General features: G+C 61.5%; 20 protein-coding genes. 5 read left to right on the top strand and 15 right to left on the bottom strand.

The annotated features are described in order from the left end of the window. Positions 1 to 87 precede the first annotated feature (87 nt). The gene (locus tag PQR67_RS14650) at positions 88 to 435 is read left to right on the top strand and encodes a DUF6566 family protein (protein ID WP_408460134.1); all 348 of its coding nucleotides are present in this window, start codon (positions 88 to 90) and stop codon (positions 433 to 435) included. Positions 436 to 505: 70 nt separating this feature from the next. Here PQR67_RS14650 and PQR67_RS14655 read toward each other — a convergent pair whose 3' ends face one another. The 7 genes from PQR67_RS14655 to rhaM form a co-directional block, all read right to left on the bottom strand. Then, positions 506 to 868 carry a host attachment protein gene (locus PQR67_RS14655; RefSeq protein WP_408460137.1) on the bottom strand — a complete coding sequence of 121 codons (363 nt, stop codon included), beginning with the start codon at positions 866 to 868 and terminating at the stop codon, positions 506 to 508. 386 nt (positions 869 to 1,254) lie between these two features. After that, positions 1,255 to 2,262: a rhamnose ABC transporter substrate-binding protein gene (rhaS, locus tag PQR67_RS14660; RefSeq protein ID WP_408460140.1), complete on the bottom strand. Its 1,008-nt coding sequence runs from the start codon at positions 2,260 to 2,262 to the stop codon at positions 1,255 to 1,257. A gap of 93 nt (positions 2,263 to 2,355) precedes the next feature. Beyond that, positions 2,356 to 3,372, bottom strand: coding sequence for an ABC transporter permease (locus PQR67_RS14665; protein WP_408460143.1), 1,017 nt, complete (start codon positions 3,370 to 3,372; stop codon positions 2,356 to 2,358). After that, complete coding sequence (locus tag PQR67_RS14670) at positions 3,365 to 4,423, bottom strand: ABC transporter permease (RefSeq protein WP_408460146.1); 1,059 nt, start codon at positions 4,421 to 4,423, stop codon at positions 3,365 to 3,367. The genes PQR67_RS14665 and PQR67_RS14670 overlap by 8 nt, the downstream gene beginning before the upstream one ends. Continuing rightward, a complete protein-coding gene (locus PQR67_RS14675) occupies positions 4,420 to 5,949 on the bottom strand; it encodes a sugar ABC transporter ATP-binding protein (protein ID WP_408460149.1) in 1,530 nt (509 codons plus the stop codon). The genes PQR67_RS14670 and PQR67_RS14675 overlap by 4 nt, the downstream gene beginning before the upstream one ends. Positions 5,950 to 6,025: 76 nt before the next feature. Continuing rightward, entirely contained in the window at positions 6,026 to 6,919 is an 894-nt protein-coding gene (locus PQR67_RS14680; RefSeq protein ID WP_408460152.1) for an amidohydrolase family protein, read from the bottom strand. Between the two features lie 32 nt (positions 6,920 to 6,951). Continuing rightward, positions 6,952 to 7,275, bottom strand: coding sequence for an L-rhamnose mutarotase (gene rhaM / locus PQR67_RS14685; protein ID WP_120346805.1), 324 nt, complete (start codon positions 7,273 to 7,275; stop codon positions 6,952 to 6,954). Between the two features lie 131 nt (positions 7,276 to 7,406). Between rhaM and PQR67_RS14690 the strand changes: the two genes are divergently transcribed. Beyond that, the gene (locus PQR67_RS14690) at positions 7,407 to 8,405 is read left to right on the top strand and encodes a LysR family transcriptional regulator (protein ID WP_408460156.1); all 999 of its coding nucleotides are present in this window, start codon (positions 7,407 to 7,409) and stop codon (positions 8,403 to 8,405) included. Positions 8,406 to 8,434: 29 nt separating this feature from the next. On the opposite strand, the gene lra1 is transcribed toward PQR67_RS14690, so the two are convergent. From lra1 to PQR67_RS14715, 5 genes are all read right to left on the bottom strand, one after another. Beyond that, positions 8,435 to 9,217 carry an L-rhamnose 1-dehydrogenase Lra1 gene (lra1, locus tag PQR67_RS14695; RefSeq protein WP_408460159.1) on the bottom strand — a complete coding sequence of 261 codons (783 nt, stop codon included), beginning with the start codon at positions 9,215 to 9,217 and terminating at the stop codon, positions 8,435 to 8,437. A 102-nt stretch (positions 9,218 to 9,319) separates the two neighbouring features. Further along, positions 9,320 to 10,498: an L-rhamnonate dehydratase gene (gene rhmD, locus PQR67_RS14700; protein ID WP_408460162.1), complete on the bottom strand. Its 1,179-nt coding sequence runs from the start codon at positions 10,496 to 10,498 to the stop codon at positions 9,320 to 9,322. Between the two features lie 47 nt (positions 10,499 to 10,545). Beyond that, the gene (locus PQR67_RS14705; RefSeq protein ID WP_408460165.1) at positions 10,546 to 11,877 is read right to left on the bottom strand and encodes an MFS transporter; all 1,332 of its coding nucleotides are present in this window, start codon (positions 11,875 to 11,877) and stop codon (positions 10,546 to 10,548) included. Between the two features lie 119 nt (positions 11,878 to 11,996). Beyond that, a complete protein-coding gene (locus PQR67_RS14710; protein WP_408460168.1) occupies positions 11,997 to 12,755 on the bottom strand; it encodes an SDR family NAD(P)-dependent oxidoreductase in 759 nt (252 codons plus the stop codon). A gap of 228 nt (positions 12,756 to 12,983) precedes the next feature. After that, positions 12,984 to 14,009: a LacI family DNA-binding transcriptional regulator gene (locus PQR67_RS14715; protein WP_408460171.1), complete on the bottom strand. Its 1,026-nt coding sequence runs from the start codon at positions 14,007 to 14,009 to the stop codon at positions 12,984 to 12,986. A 115-nt stretch (positions 14,010 to 14,124) separates the two neighbouring features. Between PQR67_RS14715 and PQR67_RS14720 the strand changes: the two genes are divergently transcribed. Beyond that, positions 14,125 to 15,318 (top strand): phytanoyl-CoA dioxygenase family protein, encoded by a 1,194-nt coding sequence (locus tag PQR67_RS14720; RefSeq protein ID WP_408460174.1) that lies wholly within the window; start codon positions 14,125 to 14,127, stop codon positions 15,316 to 15,318. Between the two features lie 83 nt (positions 15,319 to 15,401). Here the strand turns inward: PQR67_RS14720 and PQR67_RS14725 are convergent, their stop codons facing one another. Together PQR67_RS14725 and PQR67_RS14730 are read right to left on the bottom strand one after the other, a co-directional pair. Beyond that, on the bottom strand, positions 15,402 to 16,649 hold the full coding sequence (locus PQR67_RS14725; protein WP_408460176.1) for an MFS transporter: 1,248 nt from the start codon (positions 16,647 to 16,649) through the stop codon (positions 15,402 to 15,404). Between the two features lie 301 nt (positions 16,650 to 16,950). Beyond that, on the bottom strand, positions 16,951 to 17,259 hold the full coding sequence (locus tag PQR67_RS14730) for a hypothetical protein (RefSeq protein ID WP_408460179.1): 309 nt from the start codon (positions 17,257 to 17,259) through the stop codon (positions 16,951 to 16,953). 774 nt (positions 17,260 to 18,033) lie between these two features. On the opposite strand from PQR67_RS14730, the gene PQR67_RS14735 reads away from it, so the two are divergent. Both PQR67_RS14735 and PQR67_RS14740 read left to right on the top strand, forming a co-directional pair. After that, the gene (locus tag PQR67_RS14735; protein WP_408460182.1) at positions 18,034 to 18,360 is read left to right on the top strand and encodes an H-NS histone family protein; all 327 of its coding nucleotides are present in this window, start codon (positions 18,034 to 18,036) and stop codon (positions 18,358 to 18,360) included. Positions 18,361 to 18,574: 214 nt separating this feature from the next. After that, positions 18,575 to 18,850, top strand: coding sequence for a hypothetical protein (locus tag PQR67_RS14740; protein WP_408460185.1), 276 nt, complete (start codon positions 18,575 to 18,577; stop codon positions 18,848 to 18,850). A gap of 57 nt (positions 18,851 to 18,907) precedes the next feature. Here PQR67_RS14740 and PQR67_RS14745 read toward each other — a convergent pair whose 3' ends face one another. Then, entirely contained in the window at positions 18,908 to 19,408 is a 501-nt protein-coding gene (locus PQR67_RS14745) for an arsenate reductase/protein-tyrosine-phosphatase family protein (protein WP_408460188.1), read from the bottom strand. Positions 19,409 to 19,419 lie beyond the last annotated feature (11 nt).

Here is a 19,419-nt window from a genome sequence, read left to right on the forward strand (position 1 = left end):
CATGTGTTGGAAGGCTGGAATTGCGGCATGATGGCGCCATGACACTTGGGGGCAGCATGCACGCTGAATTGCGGACAGCTATCGATCATGAACGCGGCACAGGAGAAAACGATGCCAACAAGCTCTGTTTCTTACGGTGAATTTGAAATTACCGTGCACCCTGAGCGTAACAAGCTCGGCGCCTGGATCGCCAATGTGAGCGTGAGTCGCGGCGCCCAGACTGTTGTCGATGTTATTCCCATGACCGTTCAACCCGAGTGGCTGACCGAGGAGGAGGCAGTGAGAGACGGGGTCGAATGGGGGCGCCGGTTTATCGATCGCGAGTTCAACACACCGCAGTCACGCTCCTGGGTTGCCGAGCGGTCTCATGCAGAAACCTGGTTCCGCGATACCGAAGAATCCGGTGGCTCGGAACCACGCGTCAGTGACGCATAAAACCTGCGCGGCAGAATTCAAGGCAACGTAGCATTCACCATGCGGATGCTGTCCGCACCTTGATCGCCAGTCAGTGCCGTCGCCCCAGGTGTGCCTCGATTTGCCTGACATTGAGCGTCGACAGATCCTCGCTAACCTGCTCGAATATCAGCCGGCGTGTTTCTTCGCGGAGATTCGCTTTGACCATGCCGAGGAATTTTGGCTCGATGGCGAGCCTTAGCCGGTTGTAATGCTGATGGAGCCTGCCTTCTTCCAGATAGTCGGAAACGCGCTTCGCGAACTTCTCACGGTCCTTTTCCGTGAGCATCGTGCCGGTATATTCCGTGTTGATGAGGGCTTCTTTCTCTTGCAAGTCGAGTGTCAGCCCCGGCGCCAGGAAAACCCGGGCGCGACCTCCGTCAGCCACCACAAGCCAGGTCGTATCGATCATCATGCACCTCCAGGCAGGGATTTGTCCGCGTGTACGGCATCCGTTCCGACTGTGTGCCCTTGTCCGCGCCGAACACCACGGCCATCGAACGCCATGCCGGTGATCGTCCGCTGTCCGAACGGTTGTCACGCAAGATAGCAGTTCGGGCACACGACGCCCACGGTCGGCTTACCGACTCATAGTATAGGTCTCAAAGTTCGCGCCAAAGCCGCTTGCGCGTATTCAAGGCGACTTCGGGTTTTGATCGGCAGGTCTGCATATCCCGTACCAGACAGCGCACAAGCCCGCTGTCAGGTCTCCGTATGGCGCGCGATGCCCTGTGGCACATCGCGCGCCTCACGCACCTAATGCACCTCACGCACCTCGCGTTGAGGCGCCCGGCTCGCTGGCTAGAAGTTGAAGTTATCGATATTGCTCGCGTCGAAGGTGGTCGGCGGTCCGAGAATGATTTCGCCTTGCGGTCCAATCGTGCGCTTGCCGAGCTTGCCTGCATCAAACGATTCGCCTTCCTTGCCGGCAATCGTCCCTGAGGCCAGCGCCGCCGCCGCATAGGCGGCCAGATAGCCCAACTGATTCGGATCCCACAACTGGAATGCCTTGACCGTCCCGTTCTTCACGAACGCCCGCATCTGGTTCGGTGTGCCCAGCCCGGTCACCTGCACCTTGCCCTTGCTTGACGACGACGAGATATAACGCGCCGCCGCTGCAATGCCTACCGTGGTCGGCGCAACGATCGCCTTCAGATTCGGATACGCCTGAAGCAAACCTTGCGTTTCGACGAACGACTTCTGGTCGTCGTCGTTGCCATACGCGATCTTCACGAGCTTGATCTTCGAGTACTCGGGCTTTTTCAACTCCTCCTGCATCCACTTGATCCACGTGTTCTGATTGGTCGCGTTCGGCGTGGCCGACAGCACGGCGAATTCGCCCTCGCCTCCCATCAGCTTCGCAACCAGCTGGATCTGGCCTCGACCGATACCCTCCGCATTCGCCTGATTCACGAACAGCTGACGGCCCTCAGGCGCCGTGTCGGAGTCGAAGGTCACGACCTTGATCCCTTGCGACATCGCTTTCTTCAGATACGGCACGACCGCGTTCGCGTCGTTGGCCGCAATCACGATCGCGTCCTGCCGCTGCGTGATCAACGTGTTGATGTATTGCACTTGCGACGATGCGCCCGCATCCGACGGCCCCACGACCTTGCCCGCGCCGTTGAACTCCTTGATCGCGGCCATGCCGCCGTCGTCGGCGATCACTTCATAAGGGTTGTTGATCTGCTTCGGCACGAAGGCAATCTTCAGGCCGCTTTTCAGGCCCGCAGCGGACGCGGCGCAACTGATCGCGACGAGAGCAATGCACAGCGCGGTCTTGCCGGTGTGACGTAGAGGATTGAACATGAGGCGTCTCCTGCTTTGTTGTCGGACGAATGCTTGTCCGGGTTGTCGGTATTTGGTATGCGGTATTTCTTCTGGAGCCGGTTTGAGAAAACGTTATGAGGATGCAGCGGACTTTGCGATAAAACGCCGGTCACGCGCCGCGCGCCAGCGGGCAACCAGATTGGGAATCAGCACCGAGGCCAGCAACAGCACACCGGTCACGATCGTGAGCGTTTCGCTCGACACGTCGTCGAGTGTCAGCGCGTTTTTCAACACGCCGATAATCAGCAGCGACAGCAGGACGCCAAACATCGAACCGCGTCCGCCGAAAATGCTCACGCCGCCGAACAGCACCGCCGCGATCACCGACAATTCGAAACCTTCGCCGTTGTCGCCGCGGGCGCTGGTGAACCGCAGCGTATAGACGACGCCTGCCAGCGCGCTCATCGCGCCGGACAGCACGAATAGACGCAGCCTGATCTTCGCGACCTCGATGCCGGAGAAAGCCGCGGCGGTCGAATTCGCGCCAATTGCATAGAGGCTGCGGCCAAAGGCGGTGGACTGCAGCAGCACGGTAAACAGCACTGCGCCGACAATCACGATTGCAAAGGGCAGCGGGATGAAGCTCGAGCCGACCGTGTCCATGCCAAACGCCGTATAAGCGGGCGGAAAATCCGCCACGGCCTGATCGCCGAGCAATACGTAGGCAAGTCCGCGAAACAGCGCCAGCGTGCCGATGGTGACCGCGAGTGAAGGCAGATTGAGCTTGACGATCACGAGACCGTTCAGCAGCCCCGCCAGCGCGCCGGCAATCAATACGAGCACGATCACGAGCGGCATCGGCAAGCCCATGTGCCACAGCACGCCCATCAGTGCACTGGAGGCGCCCAACACCGACGCCACCGACAGATCGATTTCAGCGGCGACGATAATCAGCGTCATGGGTAGCGCCATCAACGCGATCTCAGTCAGATCGGCAAGGATATTGCTGACATTCGCGCCGGTGAGAAACACCGGCGACAACAGGCGGCCGAGCGCGAGCGACAGGGCCAGCACGACGATCAGCAGCACTTCCCACTGCAACGGCGTTTCGCGTTTGCGCGTAAGCAGCGCGGAATCGGGTTTAGCCATGATCGCGTTTCCTCATCATGCGTTTGGCGACGGAGCGGGCCAGCAAAGTGTCGGCGGTAATCGCGGCGACGATCAGCGCGCCCTGGATCGCCTGCTCCCAGAATGGCGAAACGTGCAGCACGACGAGCGCGATGCTGATCACACCCAGCACGAGCGCGCCGAGCGTGGCGCCGAGAATGGTGCCCACACCGCCGGTAATCGCAACACTCCCCACCACGGCGGCGGCAACCACCTGCAATTCGATGCCCTTCGCGGTGCTCGCATCCACGGTGCCGAAGCGTGCCAGCCACAACGCGCCCGCGAAACCGGCAATCGCGCCGGACAGCAGAAAACCCGCCATCACGCGACGTTCGACGTTCACGCCGGCAAGCCGCGCCGCCTCCGGGTTCGAGCCGATCGCATAGTGTTCCCGCCCGCCGCGAAACTGCTTCAGATAGACCGCGAGACCGGCGAGCACCACCATCGCGATCAGCGCGAGCGTCGGTATGCCAAAGAATGTGCCGGTAGCGAGACGGGAAAACGCATCGGGCAAACTGGTCGCGTTGATCTGCCCACCGTGTACCCACGCATAGTCCGCACCGCGAAAGATGTAGAGCGTGGAGAGTGTCGCCACCAGCGACGGCACGCGCCCCACCGCGACGAGCAACGCATTGATACTGCCCGCCACCAGACCAATCGCGATTCCGGCCAGCAGCGCGACGATCACCGGCATATGCGGAAACGCCACGTACAGACTGCCGACCGCATAGGCGCTGATGCCGACCGTCGAGCCCACCGACAGATCGATATGGCGCATCAGGATCACCACCGTCATGCCGGCGGTCAGCAAGCTGATAATCGACACATTGAGCAGCACGTCACGCAGATTCTGCAAATTCAGAAACTGCGGTTTTGCGAGCCCCGTGCCCACAATCAACAGGATCAGCACGACGAAGAGCGTCGTCTCACGGCTCTTCGCGATACTCCCAATGAAGCTGCCCGGCGCGCTACCGGTGCGCCTGGCGGCCGGCGCCTGAACCGGCGCGGGATGAGTTGACGAATGGCGCATCATGCTGCGTGCCCCAACGGGGGAATCGGCTGACCGAGCGCGGCGCCCATGATGCGCTCTTCGTCGGCTTCGGCACGCGCGATATCGGCGCTGATACGGCCCTCGTGCATGACCAGTACGCGATCGGCCATGCCGAGCACTTCCGGCAACTCGCTCGAAATCATCAGCACGGCCATGCCGTCGCGCACCAGTTCCGCGAGCGCGCCATACACCTCGGCTTTGGCGCCGACGTCGATACCGCGGGTGGGTTCGTCGATGATAAGAATCTTCGGATGGGTGGCGAGCCACTTGCCCAGCACGACCTTTTGCTGGTTGCCGCCGGAAAGCGTGCCGACCGGCGCATTGGGGTCACCTGCTTTGAGACGCAGGCGCGTGCCCCACTTATCGGCCAACTCTGTTTCGCTACGCGTGGAAATCAGGCCATGTTTCACTAGACGCCCGAGCACCGTCATCGAGGCATTGCGCGCGATGCTCAACTCCAGTGCCAGCCCTTGCTGGCGACGATCCTCCGGGACCAGCGCAAGACCGGCACGGACTGCCGCCGCCGGACTGCCCGCTGCGAGACGCTGGCCGCCAATCGAAATCTCACCCGAGTCGAGTGGATCGATACCGAAGATCGCGCGCGCCACTTCGCTGCGGCCCGCGCCGACGAGACCCGCCAGCGCGACGATCTCGCCGGCGCGGACGTCGAAGGAAATGTCCTTGAAAACGCCCACGCGCGTGAGTCCTCGCACTGACAGGCGGACTTCGCCCGGCGGCCGGTCGGCTTTCGGATAGAACGTCTCCAGATCGCGGCCCACCATCTTCGCGACGATGGATTCGGTGGTGAGGTCGGCGGTGAGCCCGTCGAATACCTTCGCGCCGTCGCGCATGATCGTCACGCGTTGCGTCAGCGTGAACACTTCATCCAGCCGGTGCGTGATGAACAGAATCGCCACGTCGCGTTCGCGCAGCTTGCGCACGATCGCAAAGAGCCGCTCCACTTCGGGCAGCGACAAGGCGGCGGTCGGTTCGTCCATGATCAGCACGTTGGCGTTCAACGACAACGCCTTCGCAATTTCGATCACCTGCTGATCGGCAATCGACAAACCACGCACCAGTTGATCCGCCCGCAGATCGACCCCGAGCGAGGCCAGCAAGCCGTCCACTTCGCGCCGCATGGCGTCGTATTGAATGCGGCCGATCCGGTCGACCGGCTGACGTCCCATGAAAATGTTCTCCGCGATCGAGAGATCGAAGAACAGCGTCGGCTCCTGATAGATCACCGCGAGACCCGCGTCGCGCGCTTCGGCGGGCGTCGCGAAGCGGCGCGCCACGCCGCCGACCCGCAGCTCGCCGGTATCCGGCTGATGCACGCCCGCGAGAATCTTCACGAGTGTCGATTTGCCCGCGCCGTTTTCACCGAGCAACGCATGCACTTCGCCCGGCCATAACGCGAGATCGCCGTCCGACAACGCACGGACCCGGCCGAACGATTTGCTCGCGTGCCGTAGTTCGAGCCTGGGCACAGCGGATGGGGATTGCTGCACGACTTGTCTCCTCCTTCTTCTTCGCTTTCGAGCGTGCTGCCGATGCGGTACATCGGGATCGGCACGTCAGGTACGATCAGATACGATAAAAGCGCTCCGCGTTACGGCAAAACAACGCGTCTTTCTCAGCCATGCTCGCGCCGCCGACGATCGACGCGTACGCGTGCCACAAATCCGCGTAAGAGCCGAACAGACGATCGACCGGAAAGTTCGACGCGAACATCGCTCGCTCGACACCGAACGTGTCGATCGTTTCGAGCACATAAGGCCGCAGGCTTTCCACCGTCCATTGATGATCGAACATGGCGAGTCCGCTGATCTTCACCGCGACATTCCTGCAGGCGGCGAGCATTCGCATGCCGTCGCGCCACGCGCGATAGCCGGCGACACTGCTGCGGTCCACGAACATGCCCGCATGGTTGACGATAAAAACCGTATCGCCATGGGCGCGCGCCAACTCCGCCGCCGCTTCCATCTGCGACGGATACAGTTGCAGATCGAACGAGAGGTCGTATCGGCGCAACAACGCAAAATGTTCGCGCCACTTGGGTTCGCGCATGAAATGACGGCCTACGTAATCGAACAGCTTGTTCTCGTGCACGTTCAGGATCTGCCTGATGCCACGCGTATTGGCGAACGACGCGTGCGCCTCGAGCAGTTCCGGTGCGTTCGCCGCGGACAGATCCACCGCGGCGACAATCGCATCCGGCATACCGTGCGACGCCGGACGATCCGCAATGGATTGCAGCCAGCGGGTTTCCTCGACCGGATCGGCGGGATCGTGATTCGCTTCCACGTGCACCAGTTTCAGCACCTCGATATCACCCGCTTCGCCCAGCAGATCGTCGAGCAGGTAGTCGTGTTTCAGCGCGCGGGCGTCCCCCACGAACGACACGCCCGGGTTCTCCAGCCACGGATAGCGATGCGTCTTCAGGTCCCACAAGTGAATATGCGAATCGACAACCTGCATGCGACACCCTCCGCGCCTGGGTCCAGACAAAGTCAGCTAAGTGAATTCAGATGAAAAACCGGCTCGAGCGGCTGCTGAAGCGGCGTATGGTCGGGAGCTGTCTGCATGATGTCCGCCATGTAATCCCACCATTTGCGCATCACGTCGAGTCGCGGCAGCGCGTTCATGGTGTGATTCGTGGTGCGCGTCAGAACGGCGAAAAGGTGGTTCGATTCGGCGTCGAAGAAAATCCGATAGTCGTGCACACCGGCGTTGTGCAATGCATCAACCAGTTCAGGCCAGATTTGCGCATGACGTCGCTCGTATTCTTCGCGCATGCCGGGGTTGAGCACCATCCGGAAAGCGATTGTTTCCATTGCGGCCTGTCTCCCGTCGTATCCGGGCGCCTTCTCAGAGAAGCGTCTGATACGACTATAATTCCTGCGTCGATAGCAACTCAATCCGTTGTTGGGATTGGGCGATCCACAAACCGAATCGCACCGGAACCATGAGCCAACACTCAGCTGCCATCGCACTCGTCAATCGGCTCAAGTTCAAACACCTCGCGCTGCTCGTCGCGCTCGACGACGCACGCAATCTCCACCAGGCGGCTGAAGCGATCAATGTCGCGCAACCCAGCGCGAGCCGCATGCTCGGCGACATCGAGGAGGCCTTCGGCTTCCTGCTGTTCGAGCGCAACGCACGCGGCATGACGCCCACGCCGCTCGGCGTGGTCACGCTGGCCTATGCGCGGCGGGCACTGGCCGAATTGACCCGTTTTGCCGAAGACCTCGACGTCAAACGCCGCGGCGGACATGGACAGTTGACGGTCGGCGCCATCATGGGCGCCGCGCCCGATCTGCTGGCCATGGCGGTCGCCGCGCTGAAAACCGAAAGCCCTTTGCTCAACGTGCGCATTCTGGGCGAAACCAGCGACCAGGTCGTTCAGTTGCTGCATCGCCGCGAAATTGACCTGGCGCTCGGCCGCCTGACCAGTCCGTTGCAACACAACGATTTCAGCTTCGAGCCGCTCGCTCGCGAAACCTTGCTGCTGGTGGTGCGTTCGGTGCATCCGTTGGCGCAGCGCTCGCACATTACGCTGCGCGAGCTGATCGACTGGCCATGGGTCGCGCAACCGGTCACCAGTCCGGCGCGCGTGCTGTTCGAAGAGGAACTCGCGCGTGCCGGTCTTGCGACACCGGTCAATCTGACCGAGTGCGCGTCGATCTTCGCCACGCTGCAATTGCTCGAGAACTACGACGCCGTGGCCATGCTGCCCGAATCGGTCGTGCGCGATCACGTGCGTGGCAAGCTGCTGGTCGCGCTGCCGCTCGAAATCGGCAAGAGCCTCGCCGGGTTCGGCATTCTCACGCGCAAGGAAGAAACACTCGCCGATCCGGCGCTGCGTTTCATCGATTTGCTGCGCGGCTTCTCACGCAAGCTCGCTCGCGACGATTCTGCCGCCGCAACGGCCGAGCCTACGAGCGTATCCACACCGGTCCATTGAGAGCAGCCACGTAGCGTCGGCATCGCGCGCTACTGCAGGTTGACAAACAGTCCGCCATCCACCAGCAGCGCGGCGCCCGTGACATAGCGTGCGCGCTCGGAGGCAAGAAACACGACGCAATCGGCAACATCCTCCGGACGGCCCAGTCTGCCCAGCGGAATGCGCTTTTCGAAGTAGGCTTTTTTTGCTTCGTCGGCGAGATCTTCCGCGTTCAGATCGGTCGCGATCGTGCCGGGCATGACCGAATTGCAGCGAATGCCGTACGGCCCCAACGCCACCGCGCAGGATTGCATCAGCGAATGCACACCGGCTTTGGTCGGCGTGTAATGCGTTTGCATGCCGCCACCTACCAGGGCGCTGATCGAACTCGTCGCCACGATCGCGCCGCCGGTGCCCTGCGCTTTCATCTGCTGCGCGGCGGCCTGCGTGACATAGAACGCGCCGTTCAGATTGACGGCCACTGTCGACTCCAATATGTCCGGTGGCATGTCGAGAAAGGCGTGGAACGGACAGATGCCGGCATTGCTCGCGAGCACGTCGACTTTGCCGAACGCTTCCACGGTCTGGCGAACGAGTTCGTGGCCGGTTTCGCGCACGGCGACATTGCCTTCGACCGCGATCACGCGCCGCCCCAGCGCCTCGATTTCGCCGACCACTTCCGCGACGGCTGAACGGCGTCCATAGGATGCGTCGTTGTCGCCCCAGTAGTTGATCGCCACATCCGCACCTTCGGTTGCGCACGCAACGGCTATTGCGCGGCCAATGCCACGCGAACCGCCTGTGACGATCACGACCTTGTCCTTGAGCAACACGTCATTCTCCTGTTGGCTGAATCAATGCAAAGTCTTGCGCGGTGTAATCGAGGTCACGCCGTCTTTGGTACGCACGCCGAGTGCTCTGCTTGCTTAGCGTGCTCAACGTGGATAAGGCCGCACCAGCGCACATTCCGGATTGAGCCGCACACCGAACCCCGGCGTGTCCGGCACTTTCATCCGCCCGTTCACAGGCACCGGTTCATCGAGCAATAGCGGCGTAAACATCGGCACGACTTCATCCGCTTTCGGCGCCATCATCAGAAATTCGGCGAACGGCGAGTTGTGCCGCGTGACGACGAAGTGATAGCTATACACCGACGAACCATGCGGCACCACCATTACATTGTGGGCATCGGCAAGCGCGGAGATCTTGATGAGTTCAGTGATGCCGCCGCACCAGCCCACATCCGGCTGGATCAGATCGCAGCACTGCATTTCCAGCAGCATGCGAAAGCCCCAACGCGTCGCCTCATGCTCGCCGGTCGACACCATCATGCCGCGCGGCACGTTGCGGCGCAGTTCGGCGTAACCCCAGTAGTCGTCCGGCGGCAGACACTCTTCGATCCATTTCAAACCGTATTCGTGCGCGGCCTGCGCGAGGCGTGTTGCATACGGTACGTCGAGACTCATCCAGCAGTCGTACATGAGCCAGAAATCATCGCCGACCCGGCTGCGCATCTCGGCGAGCTTCTCCAGATTCTTTCGCAGACCATCTTCGCCTTCCGCAGGACCATGCTGCAACGGCAGTTTGCCGCCGATGAAACCCATCTCCTTCGCGAGGTCAGGACGCGCGCCGGTCGCATAGAACACGAGCTCGTCGCGCACCGGTCCGCCCAATAGTTGGTACACCGGCTCCTTGCGGACTTTCGCGAGCAGATCCCACAACGCGAGATCGACGCCGGAGATGGTATTCAGCACCACGCCCTTGCGACCGTAGTACAACGTCGAGAAATACATTTGATCCCACATCTTCTCGATGTCCGTCACAAGCTGGCCTTCGAGAAAACGCGCGAGGTGTTTCTCGACGATGAAGGCGCCGATCTCACCACCCGTCGTCACGGCGAACCCGACCGTACCGTCGCTCGCTTCGATCTCGACGACCAGGGTGCCGAGCACGTTGATCCCGAACGACTGGCGGCTCTGACGATACTCCGGGTAACGCGCCATCGGCGTGGAAATGTGATCGTCGATCCAGTGTCCGTCGGGTTGATCGTGATAATCCGCCCCGCCACCGCGGACAATGAAGGCACGCACGTGCCGGATAGTAGGCATGGCCATGAAGAGGGCTCCGTTGTTGGTGCGTCGACGCGCAACCGAAAATGCGCCTAGCGGGCGCGGTGCAGCAAGTTCTGGAAAGACCCGCCGGATGACAGCGCGCCGTCACGTCGCAACAGCGTGCCGATCATGAGCGCCGCCAGCAGACTCGACACGCCTAATACGATCAGCCCGGCCGAGCTCGACGAAAAGAGCCGTTCCGCAGCGGTGCGCAGGCTCGGCGCGATGAATCCGCCCAGGCCGCCGAGCGAATTGATCAGCGCGATCCCACCCGCCGCCGCCGCTCCCGTGAGATAGCGCGTCGGGAATGTCCAGAACAGCGGTTGCGCCGCGATGAAGCCACTGGCTGCGAAACACAGCGCGATCAAGCCGATCGACGGGCTATGCGAGAGCCCCGAGGCGCCGATGCCGAGGCCCGCGAGCACCAGCAGCGCGACTGCCCAGCGCCGGTGTCCACCCGTTCGGTCCGCACGACGCGGCACGTACCATGTCACCGCCAACGCGCACAGCCACGGCAACGCGGCGACGAGGCCCACGCGCAAGCCGACCGTCGTACCGAGCAAAGCGGCCACCTGTTGCGGCAGATAGAAAATCACGCCGTAGACACTCATCTGGATCAGCAGATAGATTGCCGAGAGCAGCAACACCCGGCGGTCCACCAGCGCGGCCAGAATATGACGCGGTCCATGAGCGGATGCGGCGCGCGCATCGTCGTCCAGCGCGCCGCGCAAGGTACTGCACTCTTCTGTATCGAGCCAACGCGCGTCTTCGGGGCGATTGTCGAGATACCAGAACGCCCATACGCCGACCAGCGAGGCCAACGTGCCCTCGATCAGAAACAGCCACTGCCAGCCGGCCAAACCCATCGCGCCATGCAATTCGAGCAACGAACCGGACAACGGACTACCGAAGATAAATGCCAGCGGCGCACCGAAGTAAAACACGCCGACCGCGCGTGCTCGCGCCGCTTGTGGAAACCAGTGGGTCAGGTAATAGATCACGCCGGGGAAGAAGCCCGCTTCGGCGACACCCAGCAGAAAACGTAGCGAATAGAAGGCAGTCGGCGTATGCGCAAGACACATTGCCGCCGAGACGAGCCCCCACGTCACCATGATCCGGCACATCCACGCGCGTGCGCCGACCCGATGCAACAGAAGATTGCTCGGGACTTCGAACAATGCATAGCCGACGAAGAATACGCCCGCGCCAAAAGCAAACGCCGCATTGGACAGCCCCGTATCGTGCTGCAACGCCTTCTGCGCGAAACCGATATTGGCGCGATCGAGAAACGCCAGCACATACATCAACAACAGAAACGGCAACAGCCGGCGCATGACCTTGCTGTTGATCGCCTCCAGCGAAGCGGGCGAATGCGGATTCATGTCGTCTCCTTCGCAGGGCACGCGGGTCGCGCTCTGCGGTTCTTTTTTTGCCACCTGCACTGCTGCGGTCACTGCTTATGTCACTGCTTATGTCACCGCTCATGTCACGCAGCGATGCCTCAGTAAGTGGCGCGGCCGCCGGACAGGTCGAATACCGAACCCGTGCTGAACGCGCAGTCTTCGGACGAGAGCCAGAGAATCAGCGACGCTGCTTCTTCCGGCAACAGGAACCGGCTCATTGGAATCTTCGAAAGCATGTAGTCGATATGCTGCTGCGACATCGAATCGAAGATCTCCGTCTTGGCAGCGGCCGGCGTGACCGCATTGACGAGGATGTTCTTCGTGGCGAGCTCTTTGCCTAGGGATTTGGTCAAGCCGATGAGGCCGGCTTTGGAGGCGCTGTAATGCGAGGCGTTCGGGTTGCCCTCTTTGCCCGCCACCGACGCGATATTGACGATCCGGCCATAGCCCTGCTTGAGCATCTGCGGCACGACCGCGCGGCAGGTGAGATACGGGCCGATCAGATTCACGTCGATCACGCGGCGCCAGACCTCAGGATCCAACTCCCACGTCGCGCCGTTGCCGCCCGTGATGCCGGCGCAGTTGATCAGCACGTCGATCGCGCCATGCGCGGCGAGCGTTTGCGCCACCGCCTGAACGACTGAGGCTTCCTGGGTAAGTTCGACGGTGACGGCCGTTACCTTGCCCTTGCCCAGTTCGCTGAGCTCATGCTGGCTGCGCGCGAGCCGCTCGGCATCGATATCCCACAGCGCGACCGATGCGCCCGATTGCAGCGCCCGTTGCGCCACCGCGTAGCCAATGCCGCGCGCGCCGCCGGTAATGGCGACAACACGCCCCTCCAGATCGATTCGATTCATTGCTGTGCTCCTGCGGCAGGCCTGGGCGACCTGCCTTTCCGTTGTCGTATTTCTGCTGATCGTGCTGCGTCTGCTTTCGTTCAGTCAATATACGAGCGGTGCGATGCGCTAACAATCCGTGTATTGGAGGGGGCGATAACAAAAGTGGATCGGTGAGCGCCTGCGCTGCTGCGCGATAGCCGATCCGCAAGGGGCCGGTGCAACGGCGCGGCAATCGGTCTAACAGCCTCACTTGCCGAAGCGCTGCTCGACAGATTGCGGAATGTTCGCCGGCGTCACCACCACCACCGACGAAGACGATCCCACTGCCGACGTCGGCAGCAGTTTATGAAAGTGCATGATGTAATGGCACGCGACTCGCATGTCCTGGCGCAGATCATGGTGCAATACTGCGCTCAGTTTTCCCTCGCGCAGCAACGCAACGTTGTCCCGGTCCAGGTCGTGCCCGATGAAGCACTTCGGCGTCTGGCCCATTGACTTGAGTGCGCGCAGTATCGCCACGTTGCCGCCGCCCATCGAATACACCGCCACGATTTTGCGGCCCGAACCAACGGCCCGTTTTACCCGCTCCTCCGTTTGAGCGTCCAGACCCTGGCCGCCGCTCGCGTCGACGAGTTTCAGCTTCGGGGATCGTCGCAGCAACTCATCACGGAAACTGCGCTCGCGTTCTTCTTCGCCCCTGAAGCGCTCGTGACTCATTGTGACGAGGACGTCACCCTCCCGGCGCGCCAGCCATTGAGCGATCAGATAGGCGGCTGTCGCTCCCGCCATCCGATTGTCGAGACCTGCGTAAGCAATGCGAGCGGACTGCGCAATGTCCGTAAAGATGGTGATGACCGGAATACCCCGTTGCTGCAAGTCCGCAACAGCGCCGGCAACTTCAGGGACGTCGCGCGCCTTGAGCAAAACGCCATGACTGCCTCTTCGGCCAATCGCGTTCAGCGCATCCACGACCTGCGCCGTCGTCATCATGTCCTGCATCAGGAAGCGCGGCCGGAAGACGGCTGGATGCAATCCCGGCAATGCCGACTCCAATGCTTCACGGATCTCGTCGGAGAATCTGCGCGGCGCTTCGACAAGCACGTCGACAACGAGCTTGCGTCCGCTGGTCGCCAACTGGAACTGCTGCTTCTCCAGTTCCTTGATCGCATGCTGCACGCGCTGGCGAGTGTGTTCACGGACGTGCTCCCGGCCGTTCAGCACCCGGTCGACCGTGGCGAGTCCAAGGCCCGCCTGAAGGGCGATTTCCTTCATGAGGAAGCGATGCGCCACCTTGAGCCCGCCCCGATTTGAGGTGTTTTTGAGGTGTTCATGGTAACGCAAGCGCCCGCTGAAGGACTATCGTTGGTCAAGAACGGAAGGAGACGTCATGAACGCCAGTGCACTTCATAGCGACGCGCGCGTACGCCACGGGTACCGGGAGCAGGACTGTTCGCTTCAGGACTTTGTCGCTGTACTTCAACCCCACGCGGATACCGGCAAACCTGGGTTCGCCGCTGACATCGTCGACCACGTTCCGCTGTACGACTGTCATGAGCTTTGCAGTGTGCTTGAAGATACGACGCTGCGCATGGACCTGCAGGCCGAGTGGGCGAATGTATTGAACGCGGGCGCCGGAGTGCTGGTGCTGAAGCGGGTTTATGCCGACACAGGGCCGATTGATGAAGCGACCCGCGTCTTTGAATCGGTCATTCACGAGGAGCGCGAAGCCGGCGGCGCAGCGGCAGACCACTTCGCCAAGGCGGGCGCCAATGACCGTATCTGGAACGCACAGGAGAAGCTTTGCCTGCGCGCCCCCGCCGTGTTTGCCCGCTACTTCGCGAGCCCGGCACTTTGCGCGATCGCTGAGGCGTGGCTGGGTCCGCACTTCCAGATGACCTCGCAGGTCAATGTCGTGCGACCCGGCGGACAGGCGCAACAGGCACACCGCGACTACCACCTCGGTTTTCAAACCGTCGCGCAAGCCGAACGCTATCCGCCTCACGTTCATGCGATGTCCCCCTTCCTCACGCTGCAAGGGGCGATTGCTCACACCAATATGCCCGTGGAAAGCGGGCCGACCAAGCTGCTGCCTTTCTCGCAGCGCTATGCCGAGGGGTATCTCGCATGGCGTCGCCAGGACTTCCGCGATTACTTCGAAACGCACTACGTCCAACTACCGCTCGAAAAAGGCGATGCGCTGTTCTTCAATCCCGCGCTCTTCCATGCAGCCGGTTCGAACCGCACGGCCTCGGTTCAGCGCATGGCCAACCTTCTGCAGATTTCGTCGGCCTACGGCCGTGCAATGGAGTCGCTCAATCGCACCAGGATGTGCGAGGTGTTGTATCCGGTCTTGCTGGAGCGAATGCGGACGACGAACATCACGCGCGACGAGGCCGACGCGGTGATTACATCCTGTGCCGAAGGCTATCCGTTTCCAACCAACCTGGACCGGGATCCGCCACAGGGCGGCCTCGCGCCCGAGAGTCAGCAGGCGCTATTCACCCGGGCGCTGACAGAACTGTGGGACGCGGACAGATTCACAGCCGCCATTCGTGAGCAGGCCGAGCGGCGCGAGGCGTAGAGACGTCTGATTGTCAGGCCACGGTGCCTTTGGTTTGCGTTCAATTCACCGCGGCCCGTGCTTGACCCGCACTCATTGGCGCATCAATCCGTACACGCCGGACATGCAATCGCTTCCGCCGGGACCGCCTGTGCACTCCGTCCAAAACTCACGAGCGCCGCGAGCCCCAGCAGCGCCAAACCGCTGCCGAACAGAAAGTCGGCGGAAATGCCCACATGGTCGACCACGACACCGCCAATGAGCGATCCCAGCGCGATAGCGACCTGAATGATGCTGACAAACAGCGCCGAGCCCGCTTCCGGCGAGTCCGGCGTGGCGCGTTGAATCCAGACGCTGAAACACAGCGGCAGCGCGCCGAACGAAACACCCCACGCGAGCACGAGCGCGGCGACGCCGAGCTGCGATTGTTGCAGGAGCGGCATTGCCACCAGCGCGAACATGAGCAGGGAAACCATCGCGCCAACCGATATTTTCAGGTTGCGCGTCACCGTCGACGAAACGGCGAAGTTCGAGAAGAACCCGATCATGCCGAAGCCGAGCAGCAACCATGTGATCGTCGACATCGAGAAGCTCGCATTGCGCAACAGGAACGGCGTGATGTACGTGTACGAGGAAAAGTGCGCACCGAATACGAGCCCCACCATCAGCATGCTCCTGCGCGGATGCGGCCGGCGCAACAGCGCCACCAGATCGCGCAGCCGCAAGGCGGCATTCGACGGCAAGGACGGCACGAAGAAAAACTGGGCCACGAGCGCGATGGCGACCAGCACGCCGGTCGCCATGAACGACGCGCGCCACGACGCGTAGCTGGCAATGAACGTGCCGAGCGGCACACCGATCACCGTCGCGCAGGTCACGCCGGTCAGAATCGTTGCCATGGCTCGGGCCGAATCCTTCGGCCGTACGAGGCGCCCCGATGCAGCCGTTGCCAGAGTCCAGAAGCCGCCCAATGCCGCGCCGAGCAGCGCCCGCCCGGCCAGCATGGATAGAAAATCGGGCGCGAATGCGGAAATCAGATTCGACGCCAGCAGCAAGGCCGTGAGCAATAGAAACACGCGCCGGCGATCCATCCGTCCGGCCACCAGCATCAAACCGGGCGCGGAGATGGCGGCAATGACGCCCGGTACCGTGACCATCAATCCGGCCGTGCCTGGCATCACACCCAGATCCGCCGCGATGCGTGGCAGCAGTCCGACCGGTAAAAACTCCGTGGTCACGAATGCAAATGCACCGATTGCAACGGCCACAACGGCAAGCCATGAGCGCAGGGACGACGAGGCGCCATCGTCCGGCGAGGCAATGCTCGCCGGCAGATTATCTTCCATCAACATAGTATTGTTTGCGAGTAACTCAACAACGGGTGGGATTGGAGCAGTTGCACCGGACTAATCAATTCACGAACCGCAAATCATGAATAAAAAAGCAGGCGGTATTGGCCTGCTAATGATTGCAATTGGAAAAGACGGTGGGTGAAACCCTGAATGGGACACACCTTAACATCGTATTAAATCGCCCGCTGGCGACTCCGTAAAATTGCAGTTGGGCGTGTGGGTATTCCGATCAGGGCGACATGGCGCGCATGGATGAGAGAGGCGGCGTGCTGCTCCCACCGCCTTCTGAACGGCCAGCCTGCTATTGGCCGAAGTAGATCCTGCATTGCGGCCCGGAAGGGCATGGCCGCTCCTGTCGGCCTCCCGTTCCCGTCGTGCCCGCGGCCACGCCGCCATAGGAAACGTTCTGCGCCGGTTGAGCGGCCGGCATCGTGGCCTGCCCGGTTTCACCGAACGACATGTCGGTGATGTCTTGCGCTGATTCGTTTGCGTTGTGCATTAGCACCCGGTCAGGCGCGGCTTCGCCCTGCTGGCGGCCTTGCGCGCCAGCCGTAATCGGTGCCAGAAAGAAAGCGGCGCTTGCCAACGCCATCAATAAACGTAGTTTCATGTCCAGACTCCTCGAATCCGGCGCAGCAGTTGTCATTCCCTTCGAAAAGAATTGATCCGCGAAAAAACGTCATGTCGCCAGATCGAGCTGACGGACGGGCGAATGCCTATGCGGGACTGCTGCGGCGAGTCACCGAACTAAACGAGTAATTAGTTGCCAAACCTGAAACTGACGTCGGGTGTGCACACGTGGCTTGCCGGAATCGGTCGACACCAGGCTGGAAACGCGGATTGTGGTTCCGCTGTTTCGTTATAGGTCGGCCGCTCAGGATTTCAAACCCGGCACGGCAAGCTGTTCGAGGCGCCGGTTACCCCCGGTCGTCCCCCACTCAGGAACCTGCAACAACAAAATCCGCCGGGCTGGTGCGTGCTTTACCCGTACAGTGCGCTATGATGCTGGAATAACGCACAAATCAGTCCGCGCGAGACACCGGCGAAAGACGGTGCGCGGGCATGAGACCGGCGATTCGCAATCAGTGTTTCGTCATCACCGTTTTTTCCATCGCGACCGTAAGGCTTACCCAGCCGTACCTGCTACGCGGCGGAGCGCTTGAAAATTTACTCATTGGCGCGGTTGGCCGTATAGGCAGCCTCGCTGGGCATACGTAGTAACGCAATTTATGAGGCACCGTTTTTGACGCTGCCAGTGGAATTTCCTTCGATCAATCACCTTGCCGCGCGCAGACCCCATTTACATGGGCGCAATGCTTGCGCGGCTTCCCCTTGCAATCTGTAACTGACAGAACGCCACACGCTTTAGAAGGACGAATATCTTATGGACGAAAGGAAGAGAGATAGCATGATTGCGTATCTCCGCCATCGCATGGAAGAGTTTGGTATCAAACCAGAAGACCTCGCCGCCGTGCTGGCGGCGGAACCGAAGAGGCAAGCCGCCGCGCGCTACCGTAGCGCCACCGGAGATAGCTGGGACGGCCAGGGGGACATGCCCCAATGGCTTAAACAGGCAATTAGCGCAGGTCAATCAATTGACCACTTTGAATTATCGGCCACGCCGGCACCCGCCCCGCAGCCGAGAAAACAGGTGGATTGGGTCAACGACCCGTTCGCAGGCAGCCCGCTTGCGCGCCAGAACAACCGCTAAGCCGCCAGATCGCCCAATCGCCAGCGCAAACGCATAACCCGCACTCTTCTGCCAGGAACAACCGGCTTCGCACGTCCGTCGACGGTCGCACTTTCGCGCCATCCACGCTGGCGAAGAAAAGTTGTGTCCCGACGGTTTGCATCCAGACATCCCGGCCCGCCGTATATCCGGTCAGAGCAGCGCAATAACGCGTTGCATCCTGAGGGGTCCGGTCATGAAAGGAAAATGGGGTATTGCCGCAGCGGTTTTATCGATTGCCGCCGCGAGCGGCGCGGCGTTCGCGCAAGGTGGCGGCAACGGCCAGGGCGGCACGGGCGGAGGCGATGCGCACAGCGCCGCCACATCTGGAATGACGTATCACGGCGACCCGGCCAACAGCCCGATGGCGAGGTGGCCAGGCAACATGATGCAAAAGATGAGTCCGAGCGAAACCGACATGCAATCGATGTCGCCTGACAGCACGATGAATCCCCCGAAAACCGGGCAGTAAATCGCCGCCTCATTTTGCGCCAGGTGTCGTTGAACCTGATGGCACGGCGACGGCCGTTCACAATCCGTCGCCCACGCAAGCCGGCGCCGGCGTGCTCGCGGCAGCCTCCCGCGCCGCCGCGAAGCGCGGCGATTCGATGAATGCGCTGACTTGCCGCACGATTTGCCAGAACACTTTTTCAAACACGCGCACTCGCTCCGGCTCGGGCAAGCGCTCGACGAGCGGATCGGCAAAGATCCAGCTACAGAGCGTTGGGTCCCCGGGAAAGAGCGGCGCATGTTGCCCTGCGACGCATTCGTCCATGGCGATAACGAGGTCCATCCGCGGCGCCCATTCGCCCGTGAATTCCAGCCAGCTTTTCGGACTGAGCACGCCGAGGTCCGAAATACCCGGCCGCAATTGCGCGATCGCAATGGAATGAACTCGCGCAGCCGGTTCCGGCCCCGCGCTGAATGCCTCGAACCGGTGTCCCGCCAGTTCGCGCAGTAAAGCCTCTGCGATGATGCTGCGTGCTGAATTCTCGCGACAGAGAAACAGCACCTTGTATTTTCTGGTCACGCTCACCCCGT

This window comes from Paraburkholderia fungorum (assembly GCF_046026025.1).
GTDB lineage: Bacteria > Pseudomonadota > Gammaproteobacteria > Burkholderiales > Burkholderiaceae > Paraburkholderia > Paraburkholderia fungorum_E.

Excerpts from the sequence above, each read along its gene's own strand:
- PQR67_RS14650 (WP_408460134.1), top strand. The coding sequence starts at position 88 with ATGAACGCGGCACAGGAGAAAACGATGCCAACAAGCTCTGTTTCTTAC.
- PQR67_RS14655 (WP_408460137.1), bottom strand. The coding sequence starts at position 868 with ATGATGATCGATACGACCTGGCTTGTGGTGGCTGACGGAGGTCGCGCC.
- rhaS (WP_408460140.1), bottom strand. The coding sequence starts at position 2,262 with ATGTTCAATCCTCTACGTCACACCGGCAAGACCGCGCTGTGCATTGCT.
- PQR67_RS14665 (WP_408460143.1), bottom strand. The coding sequence starts at position 3,372 with ATGGCTAAACCCGATTCCGCGCTGCTTACGCGCAAACGCGAAACGCCG.
- PQR67_RS14670 (WP_408460146.1), bottom strand. The coding sequence starts at position 4,423 with ATGATGCGCCATTCGTCAACTCATCCCGCGCCGGTTCAGGCGCCGGCC.
- PQR67_RS14680 (WP_408460152.1), bottom strand. The coding sequence starts at position 6,919 with ATGCAGGTTGTCGATTCGCATATTCACTTGTGGGACCTGAAGACGCAT.
- rhaM (WP_120346805.1), bottom strand. The coding sequence starts at position 7,275 with ATGGAAACAATCGCTTTCCGGATGGTGCTCAACCCCGGCATGCGCGAA.
- PQR67_RS14690 (WP_408460156.1), top strand. The coding sequence starts at position 7,407 with ATGAGCCAACACTCAGCTGCCATCGCACTCGTCAATCGGCTCAAGTTC.
- rhmD (WP_408460162.1), bottom strand. The coding sequence starts at position 10,498 with ATGGCCATGCCTACTATCCGGCACGTGCGTGCCTTCATTGTCCGCGGT.
- PQR67_RS14705 (WP_408460165.1), bottom strand. The coding sequence starts at position 11,877 with ATGAATCCGCATTCGCCCGCTTCGCTGGAGGCGATCAACAGCAAGGTC.
- PQR67_RS14710 (WP_408460168.1), bottom strand. The coding sequence starts at position 12,755 with ATGAATCGAATCGATCTGGAGGGGCGTGTTGTCGCCATTACCGGCGGC.
- PQR67_RS14715 (WP_408460171.1), bottom strand. The coding sequence starts at position 14,009 with ATGAAGGAAATCGCCCTTCAGGCGGGCCTTGGACTCGCCACGGTCGAC.
- PQR67_RS14720 (WP_408460174.1), top strand. The coding sequence starts at position 14,125 with ATGAACGCCAGTGCACTTCATAGCGACGCGCGCGTACGCCACGGGTAC.
- PQR67_RS14725 (WP_408460176.1), bottom strand. The coding sequence starts at position 16,649 with ATGTTGATGGAAGATAATCTGCCGGCGAGCATTGCCTCGCCGGACGAT.
- PQR67_RS14730 (WP_408460179.1), bottom strand. The coding sequence starts at position 17,259 with ATGAAACTACGTTTATTGATGGCGTTGGCAAGCGCCGCTTTCTTTCTG.
- PQR67_RS14735 (WP_408460182.1), top strand. The coding sequence starts at position 18,034 with ATGGACGAAAGGAAGAGAGATAGCATGATTGCGTATCTCCGCCATCGC.
- PQR67_RS14740 (WP_408460185.1), top strand. The coding sequence starts at position 18,575 with ATGAAAGGAAAATGGGGTATTGCCGCAGCGGTTTTATCGATTGCCGCC.